Origin of the sequence: Clostridium vitabionis (assembly GCF_015351765.1) — a bacterium.
In the GTDB taxonomy this organism is placed as follows: domain Bacteria; phylum Bacillota; class Clostridia; order Lachnospirales; family Lachnospiraceae; genus Clostridium_R; species Clostridium_R vitabionis.
Map to the genome: position 1 here is coordinate 17,717 of NZ_JADKQA010000005.1, position 23,626 is coordinate 41,342.

General features: G+C 51.9%; 20 protein-coding genes and 1 tRNA gene. 3 read left to right on the forward strand and 18 right to left on the reverse strand.

Annotation, left to right across the window (positions count from 1 at the left end; genetic code table 11):
* Window positions 1–7: 7 nt before the first annotated feature.
* Genes ISF27_RS09975 through ISF27_RS09985 form a run of 3 tightly spaced genes read right to left on the reverse strand, consistent with a single transcriptional unit; the run spans window position 8 to window position 2,453 of the window.
* Window positions 8–700, reverse strand: coding sequence for an ABC transporter permease (locus ISF27_RS09975; protein ID WP_194611352.1), 693 nt, complete (start codon window positions 698–700; stop codon window positions 8–10).
* The gene (locus ISF27_RS09980) at window positions 697–1,614 is read right to left on the reverse strand and encodes an ABC transporter ATP-binding protein (protein WP_194611353.1); all 918 of its coding nucleotides are present in this window, start codon (window positions 1,612–1,614) and stop codon (window positions 697–699) included. Before ISF27_RS09980 ends, ISF27_RS09975 begins: the two co-directional genes overlap by 4 nt.
* Before the next feature lie 50 nt (window positions 1,615–1,664).
* Window positions 1,665–2,453 carry a sensor histidine kinase gene (locus ISF27_RS09985; RefSeq protein WP_194611354.1) on the reverse strand — a complete coding sequence of 263 codons (789 nt, stop codon included), beginning with the start codon at window positions 2,451–2,453 and terminating at the stop codon, window positions 1,665–1,667.
* Window positions 2,454–2,681: 228 nt separating this feature from the next.
* Between ISF27_RS09985 and ISF27_RS09990 the strand changes: the two genes are divergently transcribed.
* The gene (locus tag ISF27_RS09990) at window positions 2,682–3,482 is read left to right on the forward strand and encodes a helix-turn-helix domain-containing protein (protein WP_002575858.1); all 801 of its coding nucleotides are present in this window, start codon (window positions 2,682–2,684) and stop codon (window positions 3,480–3,482) included.
* A gap of 80 nt (window positions 3,483–3,562) precedes the next feature.
* Here ISF27_RS09990 and ISF27_RS09995 read toward each other — a convergent pair whose 3' ends face one another.
* The 9 genes from ISF27_RS09995 to ISF27_RS10035 all read right to left on the reverse strand — a co-directional run bounded on the left by ISF27_RS09995 (window position 3,563) and on the right by ISF27_RS10035 (window position 12,323).
* Complete coding sequence (locus tag ISF27_RS09995) at window positions 3,563–4,783, reverse strand: MFS transporter (protein ID WP_002584949.1); 1,221 nt, start codon at window positions 4,781–4,783, stop codon at window positions 3,563–3,565.
* Between the two features lie 375 nt (window positions 4,784–5,158).
* Complete coding sequence (locus ISF27_RS10000) at window positions 5,159–5,395, reverse strand: hypothetical protein (protein ID WP_014080336.1); 237 nt, start codon at window positions 5,393–5,395, stop codon at window positions 5,159–5,161.
* 533 nt (window positions 5,396–5,928) lie between these two features.
* Window positions 5,929–6,609 carry a response regulator transcription factor gene (locus ISF27_RS10005; RefSeq protein ID WP_194611355.1) on the reverse strand — a complete coding sequence of 227 codons (681 nt, stop codon included), beginning with the start codon at window positions 6,607–6,609 and terminating at the stop codon, window positions 5,929–5,931.
* 184 nt (window positions 6,610–6,793) lie between these two features.
* Entirely contained in the window at window positions 6,794–8,320 is a 1,527-nt protein-coding gene (locus tag ISF27_RS10010; protein ID WP_194611356.1) for a MobA/MobL family protein, read from the reverse strand.
* Window positions 8,321–8,690: 370 nt separating this feature from the next.
* Window positions 8,691–10,016 carry a virulence-associated E family protein gene (locus tag ISF27_RS10015; RefSeq protein WP_194611544.1) on the reverse strand — a complete coding sequence of 442 codons (1,326 nt, stop codon included), beginning with the start codon at window positions 10,014–10,016 and terminating at the stop codon, window positions 8,691–8,693.
* Window positions 10,000–10,734: a CHC2 zinc finger domain-containing protein gene (locus ISF27_RS10020; RefSeq protein WP_194611357.1), complete on the reverse strand. Its 735-nt coding sequence runs from the start codon at window positions 10,732–10,734 to the stop codon at window positions 10,000–10,002. Before ISF27_RS10020 ends, ISF27_RS10015 begins: the two co-directional genes overlap by 17 nt.
* A complete protein-coding gene (locus ISF27_RS10025) occupies window positions 10,721–11,062 on the reverse strand; it encodes a plasmid mobilization protein (RefSeq protein WP_194611358.1) in 342 nt (113 codons plus the stop codon). The genes ISF27_RS10020 and ISF27_RS10025 overlap by 14 nt, the downstream gene beginning before the upstream one ends.
* 2 nt (window positions 11,063–11,064) lie before the next feature.
* Window positions 11,065–12,129: a site-specific integrase gene (locus ISF27_RS10030; protein WP_194611359.1), complete on the reverse strand. Its 1,065-nt coding sequence runs from the start codon at window positions 12,127–12,129 to the stop codon at window positions 11,065–11,067.
* Entirely contained in the window at window positions 12,129–12,323 is a 195-nt protein-coding gene (locus ISF27_RS10035; protein WP_235986279.1) for an ICEBs1 excisionase, read from the reverse strand. Before ISF27_RS10035 ends, ISF27_RS10030 begins: the two co-directional genes overlap by 1 nt.
* Window positions 12,324–12,525: 202 nt before the next feature.
* On the opposite strand from ISF27_RS10035, the gene ISF27_RS10040 reads away from it, so the two are divergent.
* On the forward strand, window positions 12,526–13,167 hold the full coding sequence (locus ISF27_RS10040; protein WP_194611360.1) for a helix-turn-helix domain-containing protein: 642 nt from the start codon (window positions 12,526–12,528) through the stop codon (window positions 13,165–13,167).
* A gap of 88 nt (window positions 13,168–13,255) precedes the next feature.
* Here ISF27_RS10040 and guaA read toward each other — a convergent pair whose 3' ends face one another.
* The 6 genes from guaA to queA form a co-directional block, all read right to left on the reverse strand.
* Entirely contained in the window at window positions 13,256–14,797 is a 1,542-nt protein-coding gene (gene guaA / locus ISF27_RS10045; RefSeq protein ID WP_328701600.1) for a glutamine-hydrolyzing GMP synthase, read from the reverse strand.
* A gap of 242 nt (window positions 14,798–15,039) precedes the next feature.
* A complete protein-coding gene (uvrA, locus tag ISF27_RS10050) occupies window positions 15,040–17,871 on the reverse strand; it encodes an excinuclease ABC subunit UvrA (RefSeq protein ID WP_194611361.1) in 2,832 nt (943 codons plus the stop codon).
* A gap of 71 nt (window positions 17,872–17,942) precedes the next feature.
* Window positions 17,943–18,860 (reverse strand): homoserine O-acetyltransferase MetA, encoded by a 918-nt coding sequence (metA, locus tag ISF27_RS10055; RefSeq protein WP_194611362.1) that lies wholly within the window; start codon window positions 18,858–18,860, stop codon window positions 17,943–17,945.
* Window positions 18,861–18,947: 87 nt separating this feature from the next.
* Window positions 18,948–20,954, reverse strand: a complete 2,007-nt coding sequence (gene ligA, locus ISF27_RS10060) for an NAD-dependent DNA ligase LigA (protein WP_194611547.1) — start codon at window positions 20,952–20,954, stop codon at window positions 18,948–18,950.
* The gene (locus ISF27_RS10065) at window positions 20,935–22,005 is read right to left on the reverse strand and encodes a pseudouridine synthase (RefSeq protein ID WP_194611363.1); all 1,071 of its coding nucleotides are present in this window, start codon (window positions 22,003–22,005) and stop codon (window positions 20,935–20,937) included. The genes ligA and ISF27_RS10065 overlap by 20 nt, the downstream gene beginning before the upstream one ends.
* 106 nt (window positions 22,006–22,111) lie before the next feature.
* On the reverse strand, window positions 22,112–23,137 hold the full coding sequence (queA, locus tag ISF27_RS10070) for a tRNA preQ1(34) S-adenosylmethionine ribosyltransferase-isomerase QueA (protein WP_194611364.1): 1,026 nt from the start codon (window positions 23,135–23,137) through the stop codon (window positions 22,112–22,114).
* 304 nt (window positions 23,138–23,441) lie between these two features.
* On the opposite strand from queA, the gene ISF27_RS10075 reads away from it, so the two are divergent.
* A tRNA-Arg gene (locus ISF27_RS10075) sits at window positions 23,442–23,513 on the forward strand.
* Window positions 23,514–23,626 lie beyond the last annotated feature (113 nt).

Genomic DNA, 23,626 nt, shown 5'->3' on the forward strand with positions numbered 1-23,626 from the left:
ATATTTCTCAAGCTTTCAGTCTATTCATCCAATGATGAATTGAAAAGACATAGAAGGCGATACACACTATAAATATCGACGTATAGCTGCACCATAGAATCGGGAACGAATTGATCTGGCTGATGATCACCTGATAGATAAACAAAAATCCAATGCCGTATAAAAACACAGAAGACACGGACTTTTTCATAATGGCAACCGCAGAGATAAAAAGCACTGCTGCCTCCGCGACAAGCAGATCAACCATCACATATTGCCAGAATTCGTTGCAGGCACTTTTCGTAAGGACACCATTTACCAGAGAAAACCGGTTATCTGCGATAATAACAAAAGCAAAGCAGATAACCTGCGATAGAAATTGACAAGTAAGGCTAATCATAGAAGCCAGCAGTATTTTTGCCAGAAAAATACGTGTCCTTTTAATCGAATATGTAAACATGATCATTACTGTATGGTTGACATATTCTTCCACAATAATTTTGCTGATCAGATAAGCTGTATAAAACAAATAGAAATCCCATACGGTAGATGTCATCATTTTAAAGATCACCGCAAAACTGCTGGCGTGGTCCTGATTGACTCCGAATATGGAAACAAAGGTTGAGAAAAGCAAAATTGCCGTAATCGGAACATCTAACAGAATCAGATTTCTGATCCGGATTTTTCGAGCCTCAAGGCGCACTAGTGACCATATTTTCATTGCTGGCCTCTATTCTGCAGAACTGCAAAGAAATAGTCCTCTAATGTTTTATTGGCCTGCGACAGTTCATAAAGGGAAACCCCGCCATTTATCAGTTCCTTAGCAATCATGGATGAATCCGTATTCTGATAAATATGAATTCTGTTATTTTCCTGCACTGCAAAATCTTTGATTCCAAGACGTTCGAGAATGATACAGCTTTTCCTGACATCATCAATGCAGATAGTCAAATGGCTCCGGTTGTTGTTCTTTATTTCGACCATTGTCTTTTCCTGAACCATTTTATGCTGATCGATTATCCCAATCCAATCCGCCAAATGCTCCATTTCAGACAAAATGTGGCTGGAAATCAAAATTGTAGTGCCATAATCCCTGTTGATATCCTTCATCAGGGTTCGCATATTCTTGATCCCTTCCGGATCAAGCGCGTTCGTTGGTTCGTCCAGTATCAACAACTTAGGATAGGCTAATATGGCACGCGCGATAGCAAGGCGTTGACGCATCCCCAGCGAATAAGTCAAAACCTTTCGCCCGGCCGCCGCCGTCAGATCAACCTGCTCTAAGACCTCAGCTGCCCGTTTCTTGTCATGAAATCCCATATAGGAAGCATGGAGCTGTAAATTTTCAAGTCCCGTCAAGTGCTCGTAAAAATATGGATACTCAATGATGGACCCGGTTGAATCCAATCCTTCTGATGTAACTCCTGTATGATCAAAAATTCGCAGGCTGCCCTTGTCCATCGTCTCAAGTCCAACCAGTATTTTCATGAGAGTGCTTTTCCCGGCACCGTTCAGACCAATCAGTCCATAGATCGAACCTTCCGGAACATGAATATTGAAATTGTTTAAGGCTATGGTGGAATCGAACCTTTTTGAAATGTATTCCCCTTCTATGATGTATGTGTATGCATTCAATTCAATAAGCCCCCTTTCTGTAAATGGATGTCTTATTGAATGATATGATATCAGCCGATGTTGTCATTTTCTGTTCGCATTTCTAACGTTTTTCTAACAATAATTGAAAAACAAGTAGCTCCGGGCTGGCTCTCCAACTGAATTGACATGTGACAACGTGCGGCAATCTTTTCCACGATGGATAGTCCCAATCCGGCATGTCCTTGTAAAGCATAGTCTGATTTATTGATCTGATAGTTTCTGTCAAAGATCTTTTTCTGCTCCGCAGGCGGAATGCCGGGTCCATGATCTGATATCTGTATGACAATTTCCTGATCATTTTGCGAAATGGCAATTCCCAAAAACCTGCCGGATTCGCCATACTTAATAGAATTGTCGATCAAATTTTGCATGATGCAGCGAATCGCGTCAGGACTCGTCGCAGCATAAATTGGAGGATCACTTAAATCCAAACTTACCTGAAAATGATTATCATTCAGGCAATCATAGTATGAAAGCGCGATCTCCCGGCACAATTCTGTAAGGTTTATGCGTTTCAATGGAAATTCCGCATCCCCCGAACAGATTCTGGCAAAATCCAGCTGTTGGAGTATGATATGCTGCATCATCTGCGCTTTTTGTTTTGTTTTCTGCAGGGCAAGATTTACTTCAGGGGAATTGTTTCCAAACTCCCGGTATTTCAATACTAATAAGTCGATATACCCAGACAGGGTAGTGATCGGCGTCTTCAGATCATGGGAAATGTCGGCAATATTTGTCCGATACTCTTCCTGAACATCACGGTATTGCCGGGAAAGACGATATCTTTGAAGCAGCAAAGTATTGAGCGAAGTGATCATCCTCTGCAGTTCCTGATTATCTGTATGATATAAGAGAGGTTTGAAATCATCCTGCTCCCTTGTAATATATTTCGTGATTACGGAAATACTCCTCTGTAAGTCTCTTCTCATGTTATATTGATAAATGGAAATGGTAAAATAAAACTGTAAATGCCTATGCCGTTATGCTATGAGCATAGTACATAGCATAACGGCTTCTCTTTCGTTGAGCTAGCAAGGAGGGTGAATATGTCTTTATCCATACAAGAGCGATTAAAAGACCTACGTGTGGAGCGTGGCTTGACGCTGGGGCAGCTTGCGGAGCAGACCGGGCTTTCCAAGTCTGCGCTGGGCAGTTACGAAACGGAAGACTTCAAGGACATCAGCCACTATGCCCTTATCCGGCTGGCGAAGTTTTACGGTGTGACCGCTGATTATCTGCTGGGGCTGTCTGAAATGAAAAATCACCCAAACGCCGATCTTGCAGACCTGCGTTTGAGTGATGAAATGATTGACCTGCTGAAAAGCGGGAGGATAGACAATACCCTGCTGTGTGAGCTGGCGGCGCACCCGGATTTCCCCCGGCTGATGGCTGACCTTGAAATCTATGTGAACGGAACGGCACTGAAACAGGCGCAGGGTGCAAACGCCATAGTGGACACGATGAGCGCAACTGTTATAAAAAAGCATAATCCTGGCATGAGTGATACGCAGTTAAGACAGCTTATCACCGCCCATATTGATGAGGACGAGTTTTGCCGCTATGTGATACAACGGGACATAAACGGGATTGCCCTTGCTCTGCGGGAAACACACAAGGACGATTTTTTCAGCGTCCCAGAGGATAACCCGCTAAAAGAAATGCTGGAAACTGCTGGTGAAATCGTCAGCCAGGACAGCGACACGGAACAAGCGTACTTGGCGTTTATCTGCAAACGGCTCAAGCTGAATTTTAGGAAGCTGTCAGTAGAAGAACGGAAGTGGCTGAAAAAGATTGCGGAAAAATCCGACTTGCTGAAGAATCCAAAACCGCAGAGAGGACGAAGATAAAAAATGCCTGAACGGCGGTTCTGGTTTTTCAGAACCACCATCCAGGCATTTTGTTTAGTAATAGAAAAAGGTGCAGTTGATTATTGCGTATTGTCAATCTCTCTCAAACCGGGTAGTAAAAATACGGCAAGCGCAACGATGATAATGCCAATTCCGCAAATGACAAACCATTTCTCAACTCCCAGCCGCTCCGCCAGAGGCCCGGAAATGACAAGGCCAAACGGCATGGCGAGGGAAGCGGCGCTTGTCAGTAGAGAAAAAACTCTCCCCAGATATTCTGGTTTGACCGTTTCTTGAAAAATCGCATTTTGCACACCGTAAAATGGAGCGGAAATTCCCATAACAGTACAGCACACAACAAAGACAAGAAATGCGTCTGGCGGCAAAAGCCCGGAGAGCATATTGCTAACGCCCATCAGGAGAACGGAAAGACCGATGGTGTACCGCCGTTTCTTAAAACCGCCCCAAATGCTCAGAATGACTCCGCCAAGCAGCATACCAACCGCAAAAGCAATTTCAGCGGCAGAGGCATGGGCCGGTGTTCCTTTGAAGTATGACATACAGATGAGAGGAAAAAGCGTACTGATTGGCATATAAAAGAACATATAAATTACACCAATCCAGAGCAGAGCAAAGAGGCCCCTGTTTTGCTTTAATACCACATACCCCTCTTTCATATCCTGTAAAAACTGTTGTCTTTTCGTTTCTGGACATAGTTCAGGCGTTGGTATGGACGAAATCGCAACAGTCACACAGGCAAGGATTGCACCCACAATATCTAACAATATAATTGCATTAAGAGGCCAAACAGCATATAAAAACGCTGCGGCAGCTGGACTGATAATCGCACTTACTGCTTGCATGGTCTGCGTGTAACCAGCGCATTTTGTAAGTTCCTCTTTTGGCACAATCATAGGTGTTGCTGCGCTGAATGCTGGAGAATGAAAAGCAGTTCCCGCACTTCGGATTAACAGGACAACCATAATAGACCATACGGGCAATTCCATGTAAAACGCCACCAGCGCCAGAATACCGCCAGCGGCGGCAATTATCAAATCCGCACCAATCATTACGCTTTTACGGCTGTGCCGGTCAACAAAAGCACCTGCAAACGGGCCTAAACAGGCTTGCGGCAAAAATCCAATCAGTGTTGCCGCCGTCAATATGATTGCAGAATTAGTTTTCGCAACCAAATAAAAGATAATGGCCATTTGCAAAATACCGCTGCTAATAAAGGATATTGCTTGTCCGGCAAGAAGTGTAAAATAAGTTTTTCTCCATGAATTGTTGTTTTGGGTCATAATGCGAACCTCCTTTTTTATTGCATTGTTCCTTTGTTTCTGCAATAAAAAGCAGGCGTTGTCCCACAGAGAGGGCAGACGCCTGCATAACAACAAAGCACGAAAAAACACCACGATACAGTTCAAAGACTGCTCGTGTCAAACCTACGTGTTCCTTTGCATACGCACGCAAAAAAAGCCCACCATCATGTGGAAAGGTACTTCTACTTTTTATTGCTTATTAGCGTACACAAATTAACACACGTAAGCCTCCTTCCAATCTCAAACTGTCGCACAGTATAACACACATCCGATAGACTTGTCAACCATTTTTAACCTTGTTTTCCATCTTGTTTTTCCATCTCTTACGGGCAGTAGCAAAGCCAGGCGAGCCAGTCAACGGTCAAGATGAACGGCGCTTTCAGCGCCGCCGTTGACAGTCTCGCCCGTCTTTGCTAATGGGTAATCAAGGCGGGAAAGCCATTTTAGGGCTTTCCCGCCCATTTCAATTTTGGGAGAAGAAAGGCCCCAAAATGAACGAGTGCGGCCAAACACTTTTAGGGATTGGCCACCTTGTCCACCCATCCAGCGGGGCGGCGGGGAACGGTCAAGGCCGGGCGTCAGCCCATTCATTTCAGCCTTGACGGTTTCCTGCCGTCCTGCTACTTTTCCCGGAGTGTGGCCACACATCTGGTCACGGTGTCCAGAGCTTTGGGACTTTTTGTCCCATAGGCCGGGGGCGGAGGACGAGGGACGGGGGCTTTCATAATACGCCCTGTCTGCTGCTGAAATCAGCCCTTTGTTTCCGGCTTACCAGCCCCAAACAAAGCCCTGCTTTCCTGCCGCGTCAAATGCCCTTGCCCTCCCCGGCGGCAACGGTATTTTCAGGGCAACGCCGACAGAGCGTATAACACACTACACTTTGCTCCGCAAAGTCGTGTGCCAAATGGGGCGCTGCCCCCTTTGGAAACCCCCGCAACAAACAGGTGCTATGCACCCAGCCGGGAGCATAGCGCCGTTTGTTGTCAGCAGCCCGTTTCACGGTCTGCGTGTAGTTCCTTGTAAACTGACCTAAAACCCGATTAAAATAGCAATTAAAATTATAGCAGCTGTCAAGATCATGCAAATTTGTCTCCAATATAAATTCCATCACAGTTGGATTTTTATTAATCTGAGTTCTTCATGCGGTAGCCGATTCCCCATAAAGTTTCAATGCAGTCTCTTGATGGGCCAAGCTTTTTACGAAGGCGGTTGATATGCGTATTGACGACATCTTCATTATCTGCATATGAATCTTCCCATACGTGCTGATAAATCTGTCCTTTGGAGAAAACCTGATTTTGATGAGATGCCAGGAAGTACAAGATATCGAATTCTGTTCGTGTCAGGTCAATCTTCCGATTGCCTATATAAACTTCTCTCGTATCAGGGTTGATAAGCAAATCATAGATTTGAATGGATCTCTGCGGCATTTTTCCGTCGTAAATCTCAACTCTGCGCAAATTTGCCTTAATCCGTGATTCGAGCTCCGTAATGGAAAAAGGCTTTACTACGTAATCATCTGCACCATACGTGAAGCAGATAGATTTTGCATTGTCACTGTTTTCTCCTGTGATCACAATGATCGGCAATGTGCATACGTTACGTATGTTTTTAATTGCAGTGATTCCACTGCCATCCGGCAGCCCAAGATCAATTAATATGAGGCAGTAGGCAGACATAGATGAAATGTCCACTAAAGAATCCAATCTATGGACAGCGGTAATATGGTAGCCTTTACAATTCATATAGTCAGTGAGCAGTTCACACATGTGAAGATCATCTTCTATAAGCAAAATCTTTTTCATGATTAATACCAATATTCAAAAGCAGGTTTCTCTAAGCATCTCCAGTTAAAGTGTCTGTACGGTTTTCCCATACATTCATTATGCGCAGACAACATGGATAATCAACCAAAAAGGGGGAACTCGTTCTGCAAATCGGATAATGTTTCTGTATAGAATAATTCAAATGCAAAAGCTTGCTGCACACTTACAGACTTGCCTCTTTACCGAATAATTTCTTATCTGCATGGTTCATGTTGCGTCTAGGGGCTTCTGTTGTCATTGCCGCAAGTTGCTTCAGTACACTTGTTTTCTGCTCCTTCATCCGCTGCTTTTGCAGCTCATGAATATCCTTATCCAGCAGGGTAGTTCCATCCCATTCTTCCTGTGCCCTGCGGACCTGTTCCAGTGCCCTCTTTGCCAGCCGGTATTCCTGCTCCGCTTCCTTTATGCTTCCGTACCCGTTGGCATCCACAATCAGAAACAACTGATTCCTACATAACCTGATCTGGCGCTCCAGTCCGTCAACCCGCTCCTGCAGTTCCTTCCGCTCTTTGTGATGGAAGATGGATTTCGGTGTATGATCCAGCGCCAGCCGGACCGTTTCTCTTTGTTTCTGCAGTGCATAGAGCTTGCGGTTGGTCTTATTGAGCTGCCGGTGAACCGATTCGATCCGCATGAACCGAAACTCCGCTTCACGGGAATCCGGGCGCTCAGCCTTCTGCTTCCCCGGCAATACAGATTCCGGCCTGTCAGAGCTTTCCCTTATACCGCCAGCGTCTGTTTCTTCCTTTACGGGCTGCATCAGAAGATCCAGAAATTCCTTAAGTATTGTGATGGCTCTCCTTAAAATCTCCGCCAGAAGCCCCGGCTGCACACCATGCGTCTTTATAGATTCCGATACCCTCTGGACGACTTCCTCCTGCTTGAACTCCGTCACTTCCTCCTGGCTGCCGCCAGCAATCAGAACCTGATCTACAGTCTGATTCCATTCCTGACGGAGCTGATTGTCGCTGCGGATTTCTTCCTCTTTCGGATTATTTTTCCCGATCTTCTTTGTGGCAAGATAGGGGCCGGATGCATCAAAGATCTGCAGTTTGTCTTCCTCCCGGTCCACGACCTTGTTGATCAGATCCGTGTACATCACCTTTACATCATCGAGAAAGTTCCGGTTCTTGAACACGTCCTTTCTTCCGGAGAACCACTTGATGTCATAGATCTCGCCTTTCGCCAGGATCCGGCATCCCGGTCTGACATTGCCGTCCGCATCTAAAATTTCCTTTTTCGTCCGAACATGACGTCCTGCTTCATCGAAAAACATGTTCCGGCCTGCCCGCTTCACGTCTGTCTTCTCCAGCATTTCCCGGTCCGCAAAGACTAAGTGGATGTGATAGTTGGTCATTGCCTTATTGTGGTGAAGCGCTGCTGTACACTGCACGCCGTATTTCTGCCGGAACGTCTCTGTAAACAACTGGAGCAGAAGCTCCGGATCTTTTTCTCGCAGGCTTTCCGGGAGGGCGATGATCAGCTCCCGCCCTTCAATACACTTGCCCGTTTTTTGATTGCTCTTCCAGAAATCGTGCTGCGCCTGTTCCGACAGATACTGCCAGAACTCCGACTTTACTGTGGTGTAGACGGCATACAGATGTTCCTGTCTTTTCGGATTGCTGATATAGTCCACACGCCCCTTCACGTCGGTCAGCTTTGTCATCCTGATGAAGGAATGTCTTGGCATGGATTTCTCTCCTCTCGCTATTGCGAGCCCCCGGAGGGCCTCCGGAGGACGAAACCCTTTGTATAAACCGCAGGTTTGTGCAAAGGGAGTATTTCGCTCTCAGTCGCCGAGGGCTCTTCTGATTTGTTTCCTGTATGAGTTTTGAAATGTTTCTGATCTGAGTTTGCATGATTTTTTCTTTCGGCTGTTGCCGGGTTATCGCCATATCCGGCGTGGATTTTGATTTCTGATTGCAGTTTCCGGCACGGCTTTTTTCTTTGCACCTGTTCGTCTACTTCTTCAATCAGATTTGTAAACGTAAACTGTAAACGAGATAAAAAACATCTTTTTTATCTCGTTTACGTTTGCCCGTTTACAATTTCATCGTCTCTCAGAAAGGAATGTCTGCATTATCCGGCACCTGCATGAATCCTTCTTCCTCTGTCAGTCTGATCCATGCTCTCTGTGTCCCATAATTCACAAATCTGTGGGATTTTGTTTTCGTGCTCCAGCCCGTCATACCTGCATTCATCGTATTGGAAATTGGCTGCAGAACGCTGCGGTTTCTCGGATCATAGGTCTGGCCAAATGCCTCTTCATAGATCTGAATGGCACACACTTCGTTTCCGCTGAATGTGTCAAGAAAATGTTGAATCACACCGAATGTGGAATCGTCCGGCATATATTCCATCTGCATAGCCCTGACGGTTTCCTCCATCTCCTTCGGAAATGTCAGCTTGAAATCTCCGCTTCGATAAATGGTCATTGCCTCTGCCCAGCAGTCGATAATATACTGACGGCATTCCTGTTCATTTTCGAGCGGATGATGTTCTGCACGACTCGCATCAATCTGCACTGGGGCAAATCTCCGGTTCCCTGTCTTGTCGTACGGTAGGAAATTCACGTTGTTGGATGTCCCTAGAAAGACACACTGCCGCGGCCGGTCTTCCGGATGAACCTCGTACGGAATCTTATATGTTTCTTTTGTCCTGCTCAGAAATGATTTGATGAGTTCAATGCTCTTGGCGCTGGTGGTCGCCAGCATTTCCGCCATCTCGATGAACCAGTGACCCTGCATTTTCCGATAGACATTGTCATCATCCAGTCTCCGAAGATCATCGGTGAACCATTCGTCACGAATCGCCAGGAATCTAAGAAGCGTTGACTTTCCAGCTCCCTGCCCGCCGACGAGACACAACATGATTTCAAATTTACAGCCGGGACGAAATGCTCTGCTGATTGCTCCGAGCATCATCAGCTTTGTCATTTCATAGACGTAATCACTTTCCTCTGCACCAAGGTATTTCGGAAGCAGATGACGGATCCGTTCCACGCCATCCCATTCCAATGTGTTCAGATAGTCCCGGATCGGATGAAAGGAATTCTCACTGCTGACAATGTCCAGTGCTGCACGGATCTGCTTTTCCCTCGTCAGTCCGTAATGGTTTTCCAGATAAAGCCGGATCTGATTGACATCTGTATCTGTGATTGCCTCGCCCCGGCGTTTCCATCCGACATCCTTAACGATTTCCGTTTTGTCGGTCAGCTCGTTCCGGCGGATACTGCCAGCAAGAATCGGATCCTTCTGAAGCACAGTCACACAGTTCTGAATAGATTGCCTTGGCAGTCCCTTTTCGGTCTGTTCCAGTTCTTTTGTGACATCTTCCACAGATAGCCTCCCCGCATTCCGCAGTTCCTGATCAAGCAGGTCTTCCATCTGCAGATTCTCTGTTCCATTTTTGTTCTCGTCTTTCAAGATTTCTGATGACCTCCTTCATTTCAAGAAAGAATCCTCTCTGTTCCGCATCTGATCCGTAATAGAGAACGTCCAGAAAATAGTTATATGCGTCGAGATTGCTGAGGGATTCCACGAACAGCGGATTCCACTCCTCCGATTCGGATTTCGGGGCAAATCGTTCTTTCCAACCCTGCATACTGTTCACATACATCGTCAAGACACTGATCGCCCAGGACCGCCACCTTTTGAATTTCTCATTGACTCTGCAATCTGTCTGTCTTTGCTTTGCCGCCGGGAATCGTATTGGCCGAAATGTTTTTTCTGATATGTGAATTTCAAAATCTCCTGCCAGTTTTCTGGCTGCCTCAATATTGGTCAGATGAAACAGCTTTGCCGCGTAGTCAATCACATCGCCATCTGCTCCGCATCCGAAACAGTGAAACCGTTCATCCACCTTCAAACTTGGATTACGATCCGGATGAAACGGGCAGCACGCCATCCCGTTTCTTCCAACCTTCAGCCCGTAAAATTCTGCCGCCTCTCTTGTGGTTATTTTGTTTTTTATTGTCTGAAAAATATTGTCGCTGCTTCTTTGGTTCGCTATACTATGACTGTCATTTTTTGATCGGAACCGCCCCTCAGCTGTGCCACCAGCTGATTTCGGGGCAGTTCTTTTTACTTTTTCAGGATTTCCCATGCGAATTATCCTTGTCCGGTGTTTTGGTACTGATGCGGATCATTTCTTCCACAAGAGCACTGCACCTTTCAACTGCGTCACGTATTTCTTCCAGATCCGATACCTTCTCCAGTGCTGTCCGGAGTTTTTTCAGTTCCACGGCCAAACGGTCGCTCTGATATTTGCCTGCGCGGATCACAACCGTCTCTCCATAGAGCATCCTGATGAAGTAATCACCCTTGGCCAGTCCGCTGACTGCGACTTTTGCATCAATCAGGCGAAGTTCCTCTTCCGAAACCCGAAAATTCAGAATCCGGTTTCTTTTTCTGTCCTTGTTTTCACAGCTCATTTTTATTCCTCCTCCCTGCCGAAACGATCGAGCCGTTCTGCAATTTTCGCCTGCTTGTTGGGATACAGATGGGAATACGTATTCAGAGTCGTTTCGATCTTTTCATGTCCGAGCCGGTCCGCTATCTCCTTCGGTGAGAAACCAAGTTCAATCAGAAGGCTTGCGTGACTGTGCCTTAAATCATGAAGCCGAATCTTCTTGACTCCGCTGGCCTTAATCCCGCGCTGCAGCTCCTTTTCCAGAAAAGTCTTGGTAACGGGGATCAGAGGTTCATCCGGATCCGGATCATAACGGTCTTCCAGATAATCGCGGATATCCTCTACCAGGAATTCAGGGATTGTGATGTCACGGATGCTCTTCGGTGTCTTAGGCGGTGTAATAATGTCTTTTCCTCTTAGCCGTTGATAGGATTTGGTAACAGAGATCACTCTGGTCTGCAGATTTACATCATTGATTTCCAGCGCCAGCAGTTCCCCGATCCGCATCCCGGTCCAGAACAGAATCTGAAATGCTAGCCATGACTCTCGCTTATCGATAATGCAGTCGGCAAATGCATTGAATTCCTCTTTGGTCCAGAAGCTCATCTCACCAGCCTTACTTTTCCCCATACTGCCCGCGGTCCTGCACGGATTATTCTTCAGTCCGTAATAGCGGACCGCGAAATTGAAGATTGCGCTGAGCTGGTTATTGATGGTCTTCAGATACGTCTTGGAATATCCCTTGTTGATGAGTTCCGTCTGCCATTTGCGAATATCAGCCGGAGTTATCTCATTCATTTTCTTTTCTCCGAAATACGGAAGCACCTTGTCATCCATAATGTAGTGCTTATTGATCATGGTGTGCTCCCTGAGCCGCGCTTCCATATCCTTGAAGTACAGATCCGCGAAGTCCTTAAACCTCATGTCGAAATTGCTCTGCTGCTTCAGCAGGAAATTCCGAAGCCATTCCTCGGCTTCCCTTCTCGTGTTAAATCCCCTCTTCATGCTCTTTCTGAGCTTTCCCGTCCAGTCACGATAGCGATATTGAATCAGCCATTTTCCTGTCTTCTTATCTTTTTCAGGTTTCATCAGGTGGTCACCTCCTCGATTCCATAGCATCGTTTTTCCAGATACTTGCGGGGCACTCTTCCGGATACTGTCAGGAATCCTTTGGTCTGCAGTTCTTCATTCAGCACGTGAATAATCTTGTAGGCGTGCCCTTTGGAAATTCCCATTATCTCTGCGAGCTGTTCCGCTGTCACAAAATTCATTTCCGATCTCATGTGTTTCCTCCTCCTGTTGTTTTGTAGCTTACTAGCTACATTCATTATATTGTAGCGTTATCGCTACGTCAATGTCTTAACGGAAATTTTGTAGCCAAGTCGCTATGTTTGTGATATGTTTTATGTAGTGACAGATATCTCCCGATCCTATATGGACCAAGCATATGTACGGAATACGAAGAGAAGAGGGGAATTACATACGATGACAATCGGCGAAAAAATAAAATATTTCCGCAAACAGCGGGGTATTACACAGGGAGAACTTGCAGAATTGACAGGAATCCATCCTGTTTCCATCCGAAAATACGAGACAAATAAAATGCAGCCGCTCCCTCCTCAGGTCGAGAAGATTGCAGCTGCATTGAACGTAAACTTCAGTGCGATCTATGGAATGGATCAGAGCGCTTTCCGTCTGGAAACACGCGGAGATCTGATGGGATTATTGATGACTGCTTATAAAGCCGGACTGATTCAGGTTGATGGTCCGAAAGACAGATATGGTGCCTTCAAAGAAGAGCAATGCTGCATCCGCCTGCTCCCGGTACTCTCGCAGTATTTTGCTGTGGCTGGTCAGGAAGATGAGAATAGGAATATGCTGCCAGCACTAAAAGTGACAGATTCATCTGTCCTGTCTGATTTTATTCGTTGGGAAGGTTTATACCGTGAAGGATATCTGAAGGATCAGGAGCTGCTGACAAAAGGAAATTCTTCTGAAGATGAGAAATATGTCGCTGATGATTTTCGGGAGATGCTGGAGCAGATCGAGCTGGACCTGCAGGCGTCTCAGAAGAAACTGGATAAGACCTGTGATCACGGCGATGATGCCGACTCTGAAACGGAATAATTTTGAAAAGTGTACTCAAAATGTACTCACGAGACATAGAAAAAGTCCGGAAGCCCAGTGTTTATGCTGGTTTCCGGACTTTCAATATTTATTCAAACTCGATTGTCCCCGGCGGCTTGCTCGTTAGATCATAGAATACTCTGTTGATCCCCTTGACCTCATCGACGATCCGGTTCATCACCTTCTCAAGGACGGCGAACGGAATATCGCTTGCCTCCGCGGTCATGAAGTCATCCGTCTCGACAGCGCGGAGAACGCAGGCATAATCGTAGGTGCGGAAATCGCCCATGACACCGACGGTGCGCATGTTCGTGAGGGCGGCAAAGTACTGGTTGATCTTGCGGTCAAGCCCTGCCTTCGCGATCTCCTCACGATAGATTGCGTCCGCGTCCTGAAGGATGCGAACCTTCTCCGGGGTGACCTCGCCGACGATACGGACACCGAGGCCGGGTCCCGGGAACGGCTGGCGGAACACCAGGTAATCCGGGAGGCCGAGCTTCAGGCCGACCTGGCGGACCTCATCCTTGAACAGCATCCGCAGCGGCTCGATGATCTCCTTGAATTCCACATTTTTCGGAAGGCCGCCGACATTATGGTGGGACTTTATGGTCGCGCCCTTGCCGAGGCCGGACTCCACAACATCCGGGTAGATCGTTCCCTGGCAGAGGAAGTCCACCGCGCCGATCTTCTTTGCCTCGCGCTCGAACACGCGGATAAACTTCTCGCCGATGATCTTGCGCTTCTGCTCAGGATCTGTGACGCCCTCAAGCTCCGCAAAATACTCCGGTCCCGCATTGACGCGGATAAAGTTCAGGTCATACTGCCCCTTCGGCCCGAAAACAGCCTCAACCTCATCGCCCTCATTTTTCCGCATCAGGCCGTGATCGACAAATACACAGGTCAGCTGTCTGCCGATCGCCTTGGACATCAGCGTAGCGGCGACGGAGGAATCCACGCCGCCGGACAGGGCAAGGAGCACACGGCCATTTCCGACCTTTTCCCGGATCGAGCGGATCTGATCCTCGACGAAGGTATCCATTTTCCAGTCGCCGGCACACTTGCAGACATCATAGAGGAAATGGCGGAACATCTTGGAGCCTTCCGCGGTATGGGATACCTCCGGATGGAACTGGACGGCGTAGATGCCGCGGGATACATCCTCCATGCCGGCAACCGGGCAGTTCTCCGTGTGCGCGGTAACCCGGAAGCCCTCCGGCACCTTGGCGATATAGTCCGTGTGGGACATCCAGGTGACCGTGGTCTCCTGCACATCGCTGAAAATGACGGAGCTGTTGTCCACCCTGACCGGGGTCTTGCCATACTCGCTGACCGGTGCGGTCTTCACCTCGCCGCCGAGCTCGTAGGCGATCAGCTGTGCACCGTAGCAGAAACCGAAAATCGGGATACCGAGACTGAACACCGACGGGTCAATGTGCTGGCTCTCCTCCTTGTATACCGACTGGGGGCCGCCCGTGAAGATAATGCCCTTCGGGCCGATCTCCCGGATTTTCTCCACGCCGATCGATGAGGGGTAGACCTCGGCGTACACGCCCAGATCCCGGACACGCCGGGCAATCAGCTGATTGTACTGCCCGCCGAAGTCCAGAACCATGATCATTTCTTTACTCACAGTTGTCCTCCTTGATGGCCGCCCGTGCGGGCGGAATAATGTGTTTTGACATGGCTGGAACTGCTGGTTTTCTTATGTAAAGTCTGTTCAGAACAAATTCATTATAAATTTATCCTGCGGCTTCCGCAAGGCCTGCGCGGGGAAATGCGTATGCCGGCAGCAGAGCCGCCAGCAGGGAATTGCCTTTGCCCGCGCGAAACCCGCAAAGCCCGCGGCCGGGAATTCCGTATACCGGCAGCGGCTCAGGCATTTTCCAGATACTTCTTCACATACTGGCCGGTGTAGGAGTTCGGCACCTTCGCGATCTCCTCCGGTGTGCCCTTCGCGATGACCGTGCCGCCGCGGTCGCCGCCGTCCTGCCCGATGTCGATGATGTAGTCCGCCGTCTTGATGACGTCCAGGTTGTGCTCGATGCAAATCACCGTATTGCCGGTATCCGACAGGCGGCGCAGGATTTCCACGAGCTTGTGGACATCGGCAAAATGAAGCCCTGTGGTCGGCTCGTCCAGGATATAGACGGTCTTCCCGGTTCCCCGGCGCGACAGCTCGGTCGCGAGCTTGATCCGCTGCGCCTCACCGCCGGAAAGCTCCGTGGACGGCTGGCCGAGGCGGATGTAGCCGAGGCCGACATCGTACAGGGTCTTGATTTTCGTGTAGATGCGCTGGACATTCCGGAAATAGTCCAGTGCCTCCTCCACGGTCATGTTCAGAACCTCGTAGATATTTTTCCCTTTATAGCGGACCTCCAGGGTCTCCCGGTTATAGCGCATGCCATGGCAGACATCACAGGGAACGTAGACGTCCGGCAGGAAATGCATCTCGATCTTGACAATGCCGTCCCCGGAGCAGGCCTCGCACCGGCCGCCCTTTTTGTTGAAGCTGAAACGCCCCTTATCGTAGCCGTGCATTTTGGCGTCACTGGTCGCGGCGAAGAGCTCGCGGATAAGGTCAAATGCACCGGTGTAGGTCGCCGGGTTGGATCTCGGCGTCCTGCCGATCGGCGACTGGTCGATCGCGATCACCTTGTCCAGCTGCCCGATGCCCTCGATGCGGTCAAACTCCCCGGGGATCACCCGCGCGTGGTTCAGCTCCCGCGCGAGAGCCTTGTAGAGAATCTCATTGACCAGGGAACTCTTCCCGGATCCGGAGACCCCGGTCACCACGGTCATCACCCCGAGGGGGAAATCGACGTCAATATTTTTCAGGTTGTGCTCCCTCGCCCCGCGGACAGTAATCCAGCCCTTCGGCTGCCTGCGCTCCTTTGGCACGGGGATTTTCCTGCGCCCGCTGAGATAAGCTCCGGTGATGGAATGCGGGTTCGCCATAATCTCCTCGGCTGTGCCGGTGGCCACAATCTCCCCGCCGTGCTCACCGGCGCCCGGGCCGACATCCACGATGAAGTCCGCCGCCCGCATGGTGTCCTCATCGTGCTCGACGACGATCACCGAGTTGCCGAGATCGCGCAGATTTTTCAGGGTAGCCAGAAGCTTGTCGTTGTCCTTCTGGTGGAGGCCGATGCTGGGCTCGTCCAGGATATAGGCGACCCCGACGAGGCCGGAGCCGATCTGGGTCGCCAGGCGGATCCGCTGCGCCTCGCCGCCGGAGAGTGTTCCGGTCGCCCGGGAGAGAGACAGGTAGTCCAGGCCGACGTTGATCAGGAAGTCGATGCGGGAGCGGATCTCCTTGAGGATCGGCGCGCCGATGGATTCCTGCATCGGGGTGAGGGAAAGCGTATCCAGATATTCCCGGAACTTGACAATGCCCATCTCCGTGGCTTCGTAGATATTCTTGCCGCCGACCGTGACCGCCAGGGAGCCCTTCTTCAGGCGCTGTCCGCCGCAGGTCTTGCAGGGCGTGATCCGCATGAACTGCTCGTATTCCGCCTTTCCGGAATCCGAGTACGTTTCCCGGTAGCGGCGGTTCATGGACTCGAGAAGTCCCTCAAAGGCCACATCGTAGACGCCTTCCCCGCGCTGACCCTTATAGTGGACCTTGACCGGATGGCCATTTGTCCCGTAGATCAGAAGGTCATGAATTTCCTTCGGGTATTCCCCGAACGGCGTGTCGAGGCTGAAATGGTATTCCGCGGCCAGCGCTTCCAGCAGGGAGCCGGCAAAGCTCTTCCCGTCGGAGGCGGACTGCCAGCCGAGCGCCTGGATACAGCCCTGGTGAATGGACAGCGTCTTGTCCGGAATCATCAGGTCTTCATCGAACTCCATCTTGTAGCCGAGGCCGAGGCAGTCCGGACAGGCACCGAAGGGGTTGTTGAAGGAGAAGCTGCGGGGCTCGATCTCGTCGATGCTGATCCCGCAGTCCGGGCAGGAGAAATTCTGGCTCATGAGCAGGGGCTCCCGGCCGAAAATATCGACGATCAGAAGTCCCTCCGAGAGCTTGAGGGCAGTCTCGATGGAATCGGTCAGCCGCGTGCGGATATCCGGCTTGACGATCAGCCGGTCCACAACGATCTCGATGTTGTGCTTGATGTTCTTGTCCAGGGTGATCGTCTCGGAGAGGTCATAGAGGTTTCCGTCCACGCGGACGCGGACATAGCCGCTCTTTCTCGCCTGGTCCAGCACCTTCTCATGGCGCCCCTTCCTCCCGCGGACAATGGGGGCAAGGATCTGGATCCTGCTCCTCTCCGGCAGGCCGAGAATCTGGTCCGCCATCTCATCCACCGTCTGGCGGCGGATTTCCCGGCCGCACTTCGGGCAGTGGGGGATGCCGATCCGCGCCCAGAGAAGGCGCATATAATCGTAAATCTCGGTCACCGTGCCCACGGTGGAGCGGGGATTGTGGTTTGTCGATTTCTGGTCGATGGAAATCGCCGGCGGGAGACCCTCGATGCTCTCCACATCCGGTTTTTCCATTTGCCCGAGGAACTGGCGGGCGTAAGAGGACAGCGACTGCATATAGCGCCGCTGTCCTTCCGCGTAGATCGTATCGAAAGCCAGGGATGACTTACCGGACCCGGAAAGGCCGGTCATCACCACCAGCTTGTCGCGGGGAATGTCCAGGGAGACATTTTTCAGGTTATGCTCCCTGGCCCCGCGGATTTTGATGTATTTGCTGGGCATATTGCTCCTCATGGTAAAAAGGCGGCTCAATCCGCCGGAAACGGATTTTCCGGATTCCGGAATGTAAGTGTTCAGCGGATATCGTCGATAATGTACGGCGTCGCCTGGTAAACATAGTAGTTCAGCCAGTTGGAATAGAGGGTGTTCGCCATGTTCCGCCACTTGAGAATCGGCCTGCTGTCCGGGTCGTCATTCTCGAAGTAGTTGACGGGAATCGCGGGGTTCATGCCCTTGCCGAGGTCGCGGTGGTACTCATTCGCCAGCGTCATCCGGTCGTACTCCGGATGCCCCTGGACGAAGATCTGGCGGCCGTCATTGCGCATCACGATGCCGACGCCGGCTTCCGGTGACTTGGCGAGGATCGTCAGCTCCGGGTGCTTCAGGATGTCCTCCTCGTGCACCTCCGTGTTGCGGGAATGGGGCATATAGAAATAGTCGTCGAAGCTTCTCATGAGCGGCACCCTGTGGTGCAGGCACTCATGGCGGTAGACGCCGGAGAGCTTCACCGGCCTCTGGTATTTCGGGATCCCATAGTGATAGTAGAGGCCGGCCTGCGCACCCCAGCAGATATGGAAGGTGGACTGCACATGGGATTTCGTCCACTCCATAATCTCAGTGAGCTCCGGCCAGTAATTGATCTCCTCAAACTCCATATTTTCCACCGGGGCGCCGGTGATGATCATGCCGTCGAACTTTCTGTGCTTCACCGCGGAGAACGGCACGTAAAATTTGTTCAGATGGGACTGGGAGGTATGCTTCGAGATATGGGTGCTCAGCATCAGGAATTCGCAGTCCACCTGCAGCGGGGTGTTGGACAGTGCCCGGAGCAGCTGCGTCTCCGTATCCTCCTTGAACGGCATGAGGTTCAGGATCAGAATCTCCAGCGGGCGGATCTCCTGGTTCATCGCGCGCGTCTCGTCCATGATGAAGATATTTTCCTCTTCCAGAATCTGCTTCGCCGGAAGATCATTTTGTACTCGAATTGGCATTGCTTATCCTCCCCTTTCTCTATCGTGCCGGCTTTTTCCCCGCCGGCCCGGTCAGGCCGGAATGCCGGTTTTTCCCTGCCGCGCCGGTCAGACCGGGATGCCGGCTTTTTCCAGAAATTCCTCCTCCGTGAGAATCGGGATGCCGAGTTTTCCGGCCGCCTTATTCTTCGCCGATGAGGACGTTGCATCATTGTTGATCAGCATCGTGGTCTTCGAGGTCACACTCCCGGTCACCTTGCCGCCTCTGGCCTCGATCTCGGCCTGCAGGGCTTTCCGGTTGGAAAAATGGTTCAGCGAGCCGGTGATCACGATGGTTTCCCCGAGAAGGTTCTGGGGCGTGCCCGCGGCGGCGGGATCCTCTTCCTCCCGGATCGTCAGCTCGGCGAGGAGGTCGTCCACGACGCGGTTATTTTCCTCGTCAGCGAAATACCGGATCCACGCTTCCGCCAGAACGTCGCCGATACCCTCAACCCGGGTCAGTTCGTCCCGGTGCGCATGGCGCATCGCCGCAAAATCCCCGTGGAAATGGCGGCAGAGCAGCTTCGCGTTGGCGAGGCCGATGCCGGCAACGCCCAAGCCGTAGACCACCCGGTAGAGGTCCGTCGTGCGCGCTGTCCGGATGGCCGCCTCAAGGTTCCCGAAGGATTTCTCCCCGAAGCCTTCCATCTGCACGATGGTATCCCGGTACCTCTCCAGATGGAAAATATCCGCGTACTCGTGGATGCAGCCGGCACCAATCAGCTTCTCCAGGGTCATCTCCGAGAGCCCGGCGATATTCAGGGCGTCGCGGCTCGTCAGGAGGACGAAGCTCTTGATCTTCTTTGCCGGACATTCCGGGTTCGTACAGTAAAGCACCTTCGCGTCCCCGTCGCTGCGGATCTCCGTCTTCCCGCCGCAGACCGGGCATTTCTCCGGGATGTCCCGGACACCGCTCCTGGTCAGGTTCTCGGCGATCTGCGGGATGATCATGTTCGCCTTATAGACGGTGATCTTATCTCCGGCGCCCAGCTTCATGTCCTCCATGATGCTGATGTTGTGGACGCTCGCCCGGCTGACTGTCGTGCCCTCCAGCTCAACCGGGTCAAAAACCGCCACCGGGTTGATGAGGCCGGTGCGGGAAGCGCTCCACTCGATCTCGCGGAGTGTCGTCTCCGCGGTCTCATCCCGCCATTTGAACGCGATCGAATCCCGGGGAAATTTTGCCGTGCGCCCAAGCGATTCGCCGTAGGCGATATCGTCGTAAAGCAGGACCAGCCCGTCGGAGGGGATGTTATTCTCCGGGATGGCCGCAGCGTATGCCTTGACCGTATCCGGCAGCGTCCCCGCGGTGACCTCCTCATAGTGGACCACGGAAAATCCCTGCGCCTTCAGCCATTCGAACTGGCGCTCCCGGGAGTTGCCGAAATCCACCCCATCCGCCTTCACCAGGCGGAAGGCATAGAAATGCACATTCCGCGTCGCGGTGATTTCGCTGTTCAGCTGGCGAACCGACCCCGAGCAGAGATTCCGCGGATTTTTATAGCGGGCGTCCGCGTCGCCGATCTCCTCGTTGATCCGCTGGAAATCCGAGTAGAGGATCACCGCCTCGCCGCGGAGAATCAGCTCCCCGGGGTAGGCGATCCGGAGCGGTACATTGGCAAATACTTTCGCGTTGGGGGTGATCAGCTCGCCGATCTCCCCGTTTCCCCGGGTGACTGCCCTGGTGAGCTCGCCGCCCGTGTAGGTGAGAACAATCGTGAGCCCGTCCATTTTCCAGGAGAGAAGGCCCTTCTGGGTGCCCAGCCAGCTCACCAGCTCGCCGACATCCTTGGTCTTCGAGAGGGAAAGCATCGGTTTCTCATGGCGGACCTTCGGGAGCTCGCTCTGGATCTCGTAGCCGACGTGCTGGGTCGGGCTCCCGGCAAAGATAATCCCGGTCTCCTTCTCCAGCGCCTGGAGTTCATCATAGAGGCGGTCATACGCATAGTTGCTCATGATTTCCCGGGCTTCCTGATAGTAGGCCTTTCCGGCTTCATTCAGCGTCCGGATGAGTTCCCGGATTCTCTCCGCCTGATCTCCGCGCGCAGGGGAGGACTTACTTGTCTCTTCTCCCATCATGATCTCCCTCCGTTCTTCTCGCGATCGTGATTTTGTGGGACTTGTCAAAAGCCTTTCCGCTGCGCTTCACCGGGACGGCGCGCCCGCCATCTTCCCCGTGAGTTTTTCTTCCGTCTCCCGGGCGGATGACACCGGTTCTCCCCGCATTTCCGGGCTTTTGGCCGCTGACGCCATACGGGTGGCCCTGGCCGGCTTCGCGCTGCCCTGCCCCGTAAGACCCCCTCCGCCTTTGGGTCCCGTCAAAGTAACCGTGGCCTGAGCCGTGTTCCTTCCGCGCGGCGCTCTCCCCGGCCGCGGCATCCGGGTGATCCAGAAGGCGCAGGAGCTCGCTCAGCTCCTCCCCCTGGATCTCTCGGTACTGCCCCTTTTCCAGGCCGTCCAGGCGGATATTCATGATCCGGATGCGTTTCAGCGTCCGCACATGATAGCCGAGTTCCTCGCACATCCGGCGGATCTGCCGGTTGATGCCCTGGGTGAGGATAATCCGGAAGGAGCGCTGCCCCATACGGATGACACGGCAGGGCCTGGTTTTCACCTTGAGCTCGGTGAGGTATACGCCCCCGCTCATCTGGCGCAGGAAGTCGTCGGTCACCGGCTTGTCCACCGCGACGACATATTCCTTCTCATGAAAATAGCGCGCCCGGAGAATCCTGTTGACCAGGCTGCCCTCGTTGGTCATGAGCACGAGCCCGTCACTTTCCTTATCCAGCCTCCCGACCGGGTAAATGCGCACCGGATAGTTCAGAAATTCCACGATGTTCTGCGCGCGGTCATTGTCCGTCGTCGTGCAGACAATCCCTCTCGGCTTGTTCACCGCGAGGAGAACCTGCTTTGGCCGCTCCACGCTGAGATCGCCGATCTCCCGGCCGTCGCAGACCACCTTCTGGCCCGGGTGAACCCGGGATCCGAGGGTGGCGGGAACGCCGTCGATCGTCACCTTGCCCTCGCTGACCAGCTGGTCCGCTTCCCGGCGGGAGCAGACGCCCGCCGCACTGAGGTATTTATTCAGACGAATGCCTTCGCTGTCCGCAGCGTTTGTATTTCCCATATAACCTCTTTCTCCGTACTTTAGCGCCGCTGTCCGCGGGCAGCAGCGGATGATCCGGCCTCTGCGCCAAGCCGCTCTCCGGGCTTTCTTAACCAAATGGCATCCTTTATCGGATAAACATAGCATCACCGAAGGAGAAGAAGCGGTACCTCTCCTTCACCGCCTCCTGATAGGCATGCAGGATGTTCTCCCGGCCGGCGAGCGCGGAAACCAGCATGATCAGCGTGGATTCCGGCAGGTGGAAGTTGGTGATCAGGCAGTCGAGAATCTTGAACCGGTATCCCGGGTAAATGAAGATGTTCGTCCATCCGCTCTTCGCCTGGAGGATGCCGTCGTCCGTCGCCGCGGACTCCAGGGTACGGCAGCTGGTCGTGCCGACGCAGATCACCCGTCCGCCGTTTTTCTTCGTCTCATTGACCTCACGGGCCGCCTCCTCCGTCACGATATAGAATTCGGAGTGCATCTTGTGATCTTCGACCTCATCCACCTTCACCGGCCGGAAGGTGCCAAGCCCGACATGCAGGGTGATATGGACAATCTTCACGCCCTTGTCCCGGATTTCCCTGAGGAGCTCCTTGGTAAAATGCAGCCCGGCGGTAGGCGCCGCAGCCGATCCCTCATGCTCGGCGTAGACCGTCTGGTAGCGGTTCTTGTCCTTCAGCTGGTGCGTGATGTAGGGCGGCAGGGGCATTTCCCCGAGCTTATCCAGGATCTCCTCGAAAATGCCCTCGTAGTGGAACTGGATGAGGCGGTTGCCTTCCTCAAGAATGTCCACGACGGTTCCGCGGAGCAGGCCGTCGCCGAAGATGATCTCCGTCCCGACTTTGCACTTCTTTCCCGGCTTGACGAGGGTCTCCCAGCAGTCGTTGGCCTTCCGGGTCAGGAGCAGCACCTCGATCTTCGCTTTTGTGTCGGATTTTGCCCCGATCAGCCTCGCCGGAATCACCTTGGTGTCATTGATCACCAGGCAGTCGCCCGGATTCAGATAGTCGATAATGTTGCGAAATACCGTGTGGCCGACCTCTCCCGTCTTTTTGTCCAGGAGCATCAGGCGGGAGGACGCCCGGTCCTCGAGCGGATCCTGGGCGATCAGTTCCTTCGGCAGATCATAATAAAAATCTTTAACATCCATTTTGTTCAGCCTTTCCGCGCCGAATGCAGGAGACGGCGGAATCTGTTCTTTCTGTCACCGTTGCTGTCCGGGTCCTGCATCTCGCAAAGCCTTGCTTCTCGAGATGTGGGGAGCCGAGCGCCTGCGGCGCTTGGCCACATACGGGAGAGAGCCCGCAAGACGGCCGCCTGCGGGCGGTTTCGCGAGCGCTCTCCCGCATGTGCCGAACAGCTACAGAGTATCATTATAACGCCTTTTCAAAATGCGGTAAACAAAAAATCCCTCTTGAATTTGTCTCCGTTTTCGTGTATTATACCAGAGTAATGCGTCTGTAGCTCAGTGGATAGAGCAGCGGCCTCCGGAGCCGCGTGCGTAGGTTCGATTCCTATCAGACGCATATTTTTTGTACCTGTTCATCCCCTGCCGGGGAGCAAAGCTTCGCCGGAGGCAGGTCTGAACAGGTATTTTTTCGTCCCTGTTCAACCCCGCAGCACGAGAAGCTTTGCCTGG